General features: G+C 57.3%; 5 protein-coding genes and 1 pseudogene. 3 read left to right on the top strand and 3 right to left on the bottom strand.

Annotation, left to right across the window (positions count from 1 at the left end):
• Positions 1 to 57: 57 nt before the first annotated feature.
• Together ACWIUF_RS14400 and gltB are read right to left on the bottom strand one after the other, a co-directional pair.
• Positions 58 to 327 (bottom strand): AAA family ATPase, encoded by a 270-nt coding sequence (locus ACWIUF_RS14400; RefSeq protein ID WP_448573154.1) that lies wholly within the window; start codon positions 325 to 327, stop codon positions 58 to 60.
• A 153-nt stretch (positions 328 to 480) separates the two neighbouring features.
• On the bottom strand, positions 481 to 5,157 hold the full coding sequence (gltB, locus tag ACWIUF_RS14395) for a glutamate synthase large subunit (protein ID WP_448573153.1): 4,677 nt from the start codon (positions 5,155 to 5,157) through the stop codon (positions 481 to 483).
• 88 nt (positions 5,158 to 5,245) lie between these two features.
• Here gltB and ACWIUF_RS14390 point away from each other — a divergent pair, with 88 nt between their 5' ends.
• The 3 genes from ACWIUF_RS14390 (at position 5,246) to ACWIUF_RS14380 (ending at position 7,507) form a co-directional block, all read left to right on the top strand.
• Positions 5,246 to 5,650 (top strand): hypothetical protein, encoded by a 405-nt coding sequence (locus tag ACWIUF_RS14390; RefSeq protein ID WP_448573152.1) that lies wholly within the window; start codon positions 5,246 to 5,248, stop codon positions 5,648 to 5,650.
• A gap of 81 nt (positions 5,651 to 5,731) precedes the next feature.
• Entirely contained in the window at positions 5,732 to 6,238 is a 507-nt protein-coding gene (gene sixA / locus ACWIUF_RS14385; RefSeq protein ID WP_448573151.1) for a phosphohistidine phosphatase SixA, read from the top strand.
• 90 nt (positions 6,239 to 6,328) lie between these two features.
• Positions 6,329 to 7,507, top strand: coding sequence for a citrate synthase (locus ACWIUF_RS14380; protein ID WP_448573149.1), 1,179 nt, complete (start codon positions 6,329 to 6,331; stop codon positions 7,505 to 7,507).
• On the opposite strand, the pseudogene ACWIUF_RS14375 reads toward ACWIUF_RS14380, so the two are convergent.
• Positions 7,502 to 9,257: pseudogene (locus ACWIUF_RS14375) on the bottom strand (phospholipid carrier-dependent glycosyltransferase); the annotation flags it as partial. The gene ACWIUF_RS14380 and the pseudogene ACWIUF_RS14375 overlap by 6 nt on opposite strands.

Here is a 9,257-nt window from a genome sequence, read left to right as displayed (position 1 = left end):
ACAAAGCTGCTTCAAGATCAATTTGACAAGCTTCGGGAATGAGGCTATCATAGAACATCATTTTTTATTTGTTAGAGGACAGAATACTGCATTCTGTCCCTTTTTTCCATCGCTTAACCTAACTTTCAACACTTCTGGTTCTCTTCTTACTTGCCGAAGTAAAAAAATGGTATCTGGTCTTGGCGCACTATTTAGGAATATTGCTTCTAAAAGTGCTGTTTTACCAATATTATTTTTACCACTGATCAAATTGAGTCTTTCAAATCCAGATGCCTTCAAACTATCAAAGCACCTGAAATTTTGAATTTCAATACTTCTTAGCACCATAACCTCCTTAATAAAACATACTCTTAGTTGGACACGTAGTGTCCAGACAACCATGATGTTAATTGTTGAAACGGCTCACACTTCAAACGTTTACCCCAATATCATGGCCAATCTGAACACTACCCGCAATGCTCCAACCATTAGCGGACTGCTTTAAGCGCTCACGGCCACCTTATCGCCCACGCGATCGCTCACTTCTGGGGTATCCGCCTCCGAGGGGGGCACCACCTGCCAGAAGCGGGGGAGATAGTGGGACCAGTTGTCCAGGATGTGCTTCGCCTTGGGGCTACCTGTGCGATCGCTGTGGCATTGGATCAGATCCCGCAATTGCGCTTCACCAGCGGCGGTTTTCACCCGTTGCCACTTGACAATCTCCGGATTCACCTTCGCCGGGAAATCTCCCGCTTCATCCAGGAAATAGGCCAAGCCGCCCGTCATCCCGGCCCCAACATTGCGGCCCACAGGACCAAGAACGACGATCGTGCCCCCGGTCATGTACTCACAACAGTGGTCCCCCGCCCCTTCGATCACCGCCTGGGCTTTGGAGTTGCGCACCCCAAAGCGTTCCCCGGCTTGACCATTGGCGAGTAACAGGCCGCCCGTCGCGCCGTAGAGACAGGTGTTGCCGATAATCACATTTTGCGCGGGATCATAGGTGGCCTCCGGGGGCGGCACAATGATTATTTCCCCGCCATGCATCCCCTTGCCCACATAGTCATTGGCCTCACCCGTCAGCCGCAGCGTCATCCCCGGCAGGATAAAGGCCCCAAAGCTTTGACCAGCACTGCCCCGGAAATGCAGATTAAGCTGCCCGTCAAAGCCGGAATTGCCATACTGGGCCGCGATCGCCCCCGCCACCCGTGCCCCTACCGTGCGATCGGTATTGACGATCGTCGTCTCATAAGTGACCGTGCCCTGATCCCGAATCGCTGCCTGGATACTGGCATCGGCCAAGAGGCGATCATCCAATACTGGACCATTGCTGTGGACCGTTTCGTGTTGCAACCACTGGCGGTTTATCCGGGTATCGGGCAAGGCGGTCAAGCAATCAAGGTTCAGCCGTTGGGTTTTGGTCAACTTGGCTGCGGAGCGCACCTTCAGCAGATCCGCCCGCCCGATCAGGTCTTGCAGCGATCGATAGCCCAACCGCGCCAGAATGCTGCGCACCTCCTCGGCAATCAACACAAAGAAGTTAACCACGTGTTCGGGAAGGCCCGTAAACCGCTGGCGGAGTTCCTCCCGTTGCGTCGCCACCCCGACCGGGCAGTTATTGGTGTGGCAAATCCGGGCCATAATGCAGCCCTCGGCGATCATGGCGATCGAGCCAAAACCAAACTCTTCACCGCCCATCAACGCCGCCATCACCACATCCCAACCCGTCTTCAGGCCACCATCGACCCGGAGGAGGACGCGATCGCGCAGTTGGTTTTCCATCAGCACCCGATGCACTTCGGTAAGACCCAACTCCCAGGGACCCCCGGCGTGTTTGATCGAACTCAAGGGCGAGGCCCCCGTGCCGCCATCGTGGCCGGAAATCTGGATAATATCGGCGTTAGCCTTGGCGACCCCTGCTGCGACTGTACCGATGCCAATTTCCGCGACCAATTTCACCGAGACTTGGGCCTGGGGATTGATCTGGTGCAGGTCAAAGATTAACTGGGCCAGATCTTCGATCGAATAAATATCGTGGTGAGGCGGCGGTGAAATCAGGGGTACGCCCGCCTTCGATCGCCGCAGGTAGGCAATGTAGGGACTCACCTTCTTACCGGGCAACTGACCGCCCTCACCGGGTTTCGCGCCCTGGGCCACCTTGATTTCCAACTGTTGGGCGTGCATCAGATATTCCGGCGTCACGCCAAAGCGACCGGAGGCCACCTGTTTAATCGCCGAACTGGCCGTGTCGCCATTGCGCAACCCCTTGAGGTGCGGGAACGTCGGGGAATTGCCCTCGGCATCCACATCGTCCAGAATGCGGAACCGTACTGGATCTTCGCCGCCTTCGCCAGAGTTGGACTTACCGCCCAGGCGATTCATGGCGATCGCCAACGTTTCATGGGCCTCACGGGACAACGCCCCTAGGGACATCCCGCCGGTACAAAAGCGTTGCACGATATCAGTGACCGGTTCCACCTCCTCCAGGGGAATGGGTTGGCGATCGCTCTGGAAGTCCAGCAGATCCCGTAGGGCCGTCACCGGACGCTCTTGCAAATAACGCTGGTAGAGATCGTAATGATCGACTGTCTTAGGATCAGCCACGGCCTTGTGCAGGTATTTCGCCATCTCCGGGCTGTTCATGTGGTACTCACCACCGGGCCGGTATTGGACAAAGCCGAAGTTTTCCAGCTTGGTGCGGGTCAACTCTGGGAAGGCGCGGCTGTGGAAGCTCATCACCTCCTGGGCCAGTTCGGCGATCGTCAACCCCCCTAAGCGCGAAGCCGTCCCTCGGAAGCCCAATTCCAGCAGATCCGCGCCAATCCCGATCGCCTCAAAAATCTGCGCCCCCTGGTAGCTGGTCAGCATGGAAATCCCCATCTTCGAGAGGATTTTCAGTAACCCGGCCTCTGTCGCCTTGCGGTAATTGACCTGGGCTTCCTCCAGGGTGAGATTGTCGATCTTGCCCCGCTCCATCAAGCTGCGGGTTTTCGGGTTGGCCCACCAGCGCCGCACACTTTCCAGCGCCAGATAGGGACACACCGCACTCACACCATAGCCAATCAAGCAGGCGAAGTGGTGCGTACTCCAGCACTGGGCTGTATCAACCACGATCGCGGCGTGCATCCGTTGTCCTGTCCGGATCAGGTGGTGGTGGACGGCTCCGGCGGCCAGCAGGGGGGGAATATAGGTGGTGTCAGCACTTAAGGCGGGGGTGGTTTGACGGGTGCTGCTACCGGGGAGACAGCGATCGCTGAGGATCAGGATCGTATTGCCAGCGCGGACGGCAGCCGCCGCTTGCTCACAGAGCGATCGCACGGCCTGCTCCAATCCGGCTGGGCCATCAGCCACCGGGAACAGGGTCGAAAGCGTTGCCACCGGGAAACCAGAGGTTGCGATCGCCGCCAGTTCCGCATCGTTCAACACCGGCGAATCCAGTTTCAACAGCTTGGCATGATCCGGCGTTACGTCGAGAATATTGCGCCGGGGTCCCAACTCCATCGACAAGGACATTACCAGGCTTTCCCGCAGGGGATCGATCGCGGGGTTGGTCACCTGGGCGAACCGTTGTTTGAAATAGTCATAGAGAATGTGGGGCCGCTCCGACAGCACCGCCAGCGGCACATCATCCCCCATACAGAAGGTAGGTTCCTTACCTTGGCTGGCCATTGCCTCGATGATCATTTCCACATCTTCCGCGCCGTAGCCAAAGGCCGTTTGGTAGCGCACCAGGGTTTCCGTGTCCAGCGTCACTTCCGCTGGGAAGGGTTGGGGTGCCAAGGTTTGGCGGTTTTGCAACCATTCGCGGTAGGGATGCAAACTGGCGACGCGCTGCTTAATCTCCCAGTTTTTCAGAACTTCGTGGGTATCGAGATCCACGGCAATCATCTGCCCGGGACCTAAACGCCCCTTTTCGACGATTTCGGATTCGGGAATATCGACTACCCCGGCTTCGGAAGCGACGGTAATCAGGCCATCGCGGGTGATACTGTAGCGGGCCGGACGCAGGCCATTGCGATCGAGGGCAGCACCCACCACCTTGCCATCGCTAAACACCAGCAACGCCGGACCATCCCAGGCTTCCTGAATGCCGTTGTAGAACTCGTAGAAAGCCACAATTTCCGGGTGATCCTCCAGTGCTGGTTGCTGGCGATAGGCTTCCGGCACCATGATCATCAGCGCTTCCATCGGCGATCGCCCGGAGCGCACCAGCAGTTCAAAACTGTTGTCCAGGTTGGCCGAGTCGCTGTTTTCCGGGATGACGATCGGCGACAACTCCGGCAGGCGCTCACCCCAAATCGGATGGGCCAGATCCGGTGTCCGGGCCAACATCCAATTGATATTCCCCAGCAAGGTATTGATTTCCCCGTTATGACCCAGCAACCGCATCGGTTGGGCGAGGGGCCAGCGGGGCATGGTGTTGGTGCTGAAGCGCCGATGGTAGATCGCAAAGACACTTTCGTAGGCAGGATTTTTCAGATCCAGGTAAAACTCACCCAACACCGCCGATCGCACCATGCCTTTGTAGACGATCGTGCGGTGGGACAGGGAACACACATAGAAATTCTCCCGCTGGGCCAGGGGCAGGACTTCGGCTAGCGCACGCAGTAACCGCTTACGCAAAAGGTATAGTTCCCGCTCTAGGGCATCCCCCTGGTAACCGGGCGCATGGATGAACACCTGCTCAATTTGTGGCTGGTTCGCCCGTGCCTGTGTTCCCAGGACCACCGGATCAATCGGTACCTCGCGCCAGCCCAAAACTGTTAAGCCTTCCAGGTCAGCCGTGGCTTTGACCAACTGCCGCACTGTCATGGCTGCACCCAAGTCGGCAGGCAAAAAGACCATGCCCACGGCAATCTCGCTCAGGGGAATGTCGGCAAAGCCCTGTTCCCGTAACCACGGGTTCAAGAGTCCCCAGGGGATCGCGGTCATCAGGCCCGCACCATCACCGGAGTCGCGATCGGCGCTACAGGCTCCGCGATGTTCTAAACAGGTCAATGCCTTGAGCGCTTGGGTGATCAAGGTGTGGCTGGCGCGTCCCTGCAAGTCGGCCAAAAACCCCACCCCACAGGCATCTCGCTCTTCCACTAGCCAGCGCTGTCCCGCAAACGGCTTGTCTTCCGAGGCAACCCCACCCTGACCGGCTTCCCGATCGCAACGCGCATTGACACTAACCATGAGACGGCTCACCTTAAATTCTGGCTTGGAGAAATCCTTAAAGAAGGATTAAGGATTAATAATTTTAGCGTAGTTACCGGGAAAGACGTTGGCATTGGTTACCGTCTGTAAACACGCTGTAACCCGTTTCGCTGGGATGTTTGCCCTCTGGGGGTGGCGACGGATAACTTTATTAGCCCATTTGGCTCACAGCAAAGGTCGGACAGTGCCCCACATCACGCCCTCGGCGCAAGCGCCCTTGTGTAATCCCAATTGTGATCCAGTGTACTACCAAACCGTGGGGGCACCCGCTGATTATGGGTCCATCCGTCATGGGCTGGTCATCTTGTCAAGGCGGGAGCTAACGGCCCCGTTGAGCTACCGTCGCACGGCTGAAAGCACGGCTCCTGAATGGCCACCGACTCAAAGCAATAATGCTGAAATTGGGCCTCAGAGAAGCGAAGCTCGAATCGCGCCGCATCGGGAGAAGATGAGGGCAACGCTGTCCAGCTAATCATAGACAATATAGACAGATGAACTGAGTTGGGCGATCGGGAACCCAGCAAACCCTAAGTTTTTTGAGGAGGCTGGTGGAATGGCAGTAGAGACAACCGTATATTTCGTGCGGCATGGGATTGCTGAAGAGCGAACGCCCGCTCAGACGGATGAGATGCGTGCCCTAACGCCAGAAGGCGAGGAAAAGACCCGCCAAGTGGCTGAACGGTTGCGATCGCTCAAGCTTCGCTTTGATTTAATTCTCACCAGTCCCCTGGTACGGGCCAAGCAAACTGCGATGATCCTCCAGGGCTGTGGCCTAACGCAACAGCTAGACGTTGCTAGCGAGTTAGCCCCCGCTGGCCAGTTAGACCGCTGGCTAGACTGGTTGTTGATCTGGCAAGCAGAACATCCCCAAAGCAGTTTAGCGATCGTTGGCCACCAGCCCAACCTGGGCAACTGGGCCGAGCAGTTGGTCTGGGGTCGCCCAACCGGACACCTCGCCGTGAAGAAGGCCGGGATAATTGGCATCAAGGTACCAGAAGCCACGCAGGCGATCGGGCAGAGTGAACTCTTTTGGCTAACGTCACCCAGGCTACTGCTCTAAATAAGTTTGGTGCTAGAGTCTTTAGCGATGGTCTCTTGGGTCTTTCCCCAATCCCCAGTAAGCCAGTTTGTTCTCTTGGAGTAAAGCGCTATGGTTGGCGAATTCAAACCCGGTCTGGAAGGTGTGCCTGCGGCTCTGTCGAGCATTAGCTATGTGGATGGCCGGGTAGGGATTTTAGAATATCGGGGAATTCGCATCGAAGAGTTGGCCAAATACAGCACTTTTTTGGAGACGGCTTATCTACTTATTTGGGGGGTATTGCCAACCCAAGAAGAACTCACAGCTTTTGAACACGAAATTCGCTACCATCGCCGAATTAAATACCGCATCCGGGACATGATGAAATGCTTCCCGGAAAGTGGCCACCCGATGGATGCCCTACAAGCGTCAGCCGCAGCCCTGGGCCTCTTCTACTCGCGCCGGGATCTGCAAAATCCGGAATATATCCGAGGGGCCGTCGTGCGCCTGCTGGCCAAAATTCCAACAATGGTGGCGGCATTTCAGTTGATCCGCAAGGGGAATGATCCTGTTTCTCCCCGTGACGATCTGGATTATGCAGCAAACTTCCTCTATATGCTCAGTGAGAAAGAACCCGATCCGTTGGCTGCCCGTGTGTTTGATATTTGCTTGACCCTTCATGCCGAGCATACCATTAATGCCTCTACCTTCTCCGCGATGGTAACAGCATCCACCTTGACCGACCCCTATGCTGTGATTGCCTCGGCGGTGGGAACCCTGGGGGGACCCTTGCACGGGGGGGCAAATGAGGAAGTGATTACCATGCTTGAGGAGATCGGTTCGGTGGAGAATGTGCCGGCCTATTTGGAGAAATGCTTGCAGACGAAATCTAAAATTATGGGCTTTGGGCATCGGGTCTATAAGGTCAAAGATCCCCGTGCGACGATCCTACAAGAGTTGGCGGAACAACTGTTTGAGAAGTTTGGCCGGGATGAATACTACGACATTGCCATTGCCCTAGAGAAGGCGGTCGAGGCTGAACTCGGCCAGAAAGGCATCCACCCCAATGTTGACTTTTACTCTGGATTGGTCTACCGCAAGTTGGGAATTCCCACGGATCTGTTCACCCCCATTTTTGCGATCTCACGGGTGGCGGGTTGGCTGGCCCACTGGAAGGAACAACTGGCAGAAAATCGCATCTACCGCCCCACCCAAATCTACACGGGCCAACGCAATGCCCCCTACATCGAGATGGATAAACGCACGGCTGCCGATACCGAAGCCTTGATTGCTTCGGGTTCAGCCTCATAGTTGGGCTAGGGCCGATCGTACTTGGCCGATGCGCCATACTTGCCCCTGGAGGAGAGCCGCTACCCCGTCCAGCAATTGCAATTCGGGTAAGTCAGGGGCCAGGATTAACCCAGGTTGTACTGCCGCCGCCGCCGCTCGTACCCGGAAGTCGTACAGGTTGACAAAGGCGAGGTACCCGTAAGCATAGGGATTCATGGGGTCAAGGCGAATGACGCGATCGAGGGCCGCGATCGCGTCATCCGTGCGCCGTTGCAGCACCCGTGCCAGCACTAGGTTATAGGCCAGGGCCAAGTCATCGGGTTCCTGCACCAATCGATACTCCAAGCTTTGGGCCGCTTGGGCCACGTAATCCTGGATGGGATCGTATTGGTTAATGCGGCTGATTGCCGCCATCATCGCTTCCAGGGCGGCGGTTCCCTGGGGTAGAGCTTGCGAGAGCGATCGCAACTGGGTGACCAGATCCAACTCTGGGGCTGGCAGAGGGGCCGCATCCGGGGTGATCTCGATAATCGTAGGTGGGATAGGGATTGCGGACGTTTCCCCCGTTTCCCGATTGAGATATGTCGCCGTCAGCGTATAGCGGCCTGGGGGCAGTTCTGCTGGCGGGAGCATTGCCGTGCGTTCAATAATCCGATAGCGACCCGACGGGCTGGGCATCCTAGTCGGGGGGTGGGGCAGCAAGGTGCCAAAGCCGATCGCGTGATCGTGAAGCCAGTGGGGCGTGGGGCGTGGGGCAGCAAGAGAAGCATTGATTGTGGGATAGGCGTCTCGCCGGCCCGTCAACGGCTCCGTGGGATAGGCGTCTCGCCGGCCCGAAAGGCCAGGATCAACCGGATCAACCCATTCCCAACTGAGCAACAGCAGGCCCGATCGCAGTTTTTCCCAGGAACCTGACCAGCGATAGGTCACCGGAATCGGATAACCGGGCGGCGATTGATTGGGCACAATCACCCGATTTAACCGCACCGCCCCCCTTTCCTGTTCTTGCATCTCTTCAGCCCTTAGGGGTTCCGGCTTAACCGCAACCATAGACTCAGGTCGATGGTGCAACCGCAACTGACTACCATCCGGCAAATCCCAGGTACCCACAACTTGAAACGATCCCCCCGCCTCCACTGCCTGCACCGTTGCCGCCTGCGCTGCCTGCCGTCGCCCCAGGGACCCCTGATCCCCCGTCTTCGTCACAAACCAGTCGAGCGATCGCACATCCTGGGGCACTTGGTCCAGTTGCACGCCCACCTGTCGTCCATAGACCTGGAAATCCTGCAACGCGCCGAAAAAATTGAGATTGTGCTGATTCACCGTCGGCGTTGAGGGCAACACCCCTAAGGTGTGTTGCAACCCCGGAGCCGTGTCTGTCATCGTGGCAATTACCGCCGGATGGGGCCAGGGTTCCCCCCGATTGGCTAGCCGTTGCCCATAGGGACTGAGCCAAGCCGCCAGGGGCGTCAGCCCTGCGATCGGGAACGTATTGCCCATAAGCGTGATCGTCGCGATCCCGACAGCCCCCCAGCGTACCCAATGCCCCCAGCGTCCCGACCAGGCCAGCAAACCCACGGCTAACCAGAGGGACAGGACGGGCAAATAGGCCAGCGTATAGCGCGAATCCTTATTCATATTCAGCGACGCCAGCACATACCCTCCCACCAGAAACCCCCACACCCAGCGATCGGGAGCCAAACCCACCTGCGGGCCTGCGGGCTGGTGTGTCAGTGTGTTGCCCCCCCACCCTCGCTTCCCATACCCCAGT

Source organism: Trichothermofontia sp. (genome assembly GCF_053493415.1).
This window is presented reverse-complemented; position numbering and strand designations above follow the sequence as displayed.

What these genes read in the sequence shown, in the direction of transcription:
- gltB (WP_448573153.1), bottom strand. Translation starts at nt 5,157, where the DNA reads ATGGTTAGTGTCAATGCGCGTTGCGATCGGGAAGCCGGTCAGGGTGGG.
- ACWIUF_RS14400 (WP_448573154.1), bottom strand. Translation starts at nt 327, where the DNA reads ATGGTGCTAAGAAGTATTGAAATTCAAAATTTCAGGTGCTTTGATAGT.
- ACWIUF_RS14380 (WP_448573149.1), top strand. Translation starts at nt 6,329, where the DNA reads ATGGTTGGCGAATTCAAACCCGGTCTGGAAGGTGTGCCTGCGGCTCTG.
- sixA (WP_448573151.1), top strand. Translation starts at nt 5,732, where the DNA reads ATGGCAGTAGAGACAACCGTATATTTCGTGCGGCATGGGATTGCTGAA.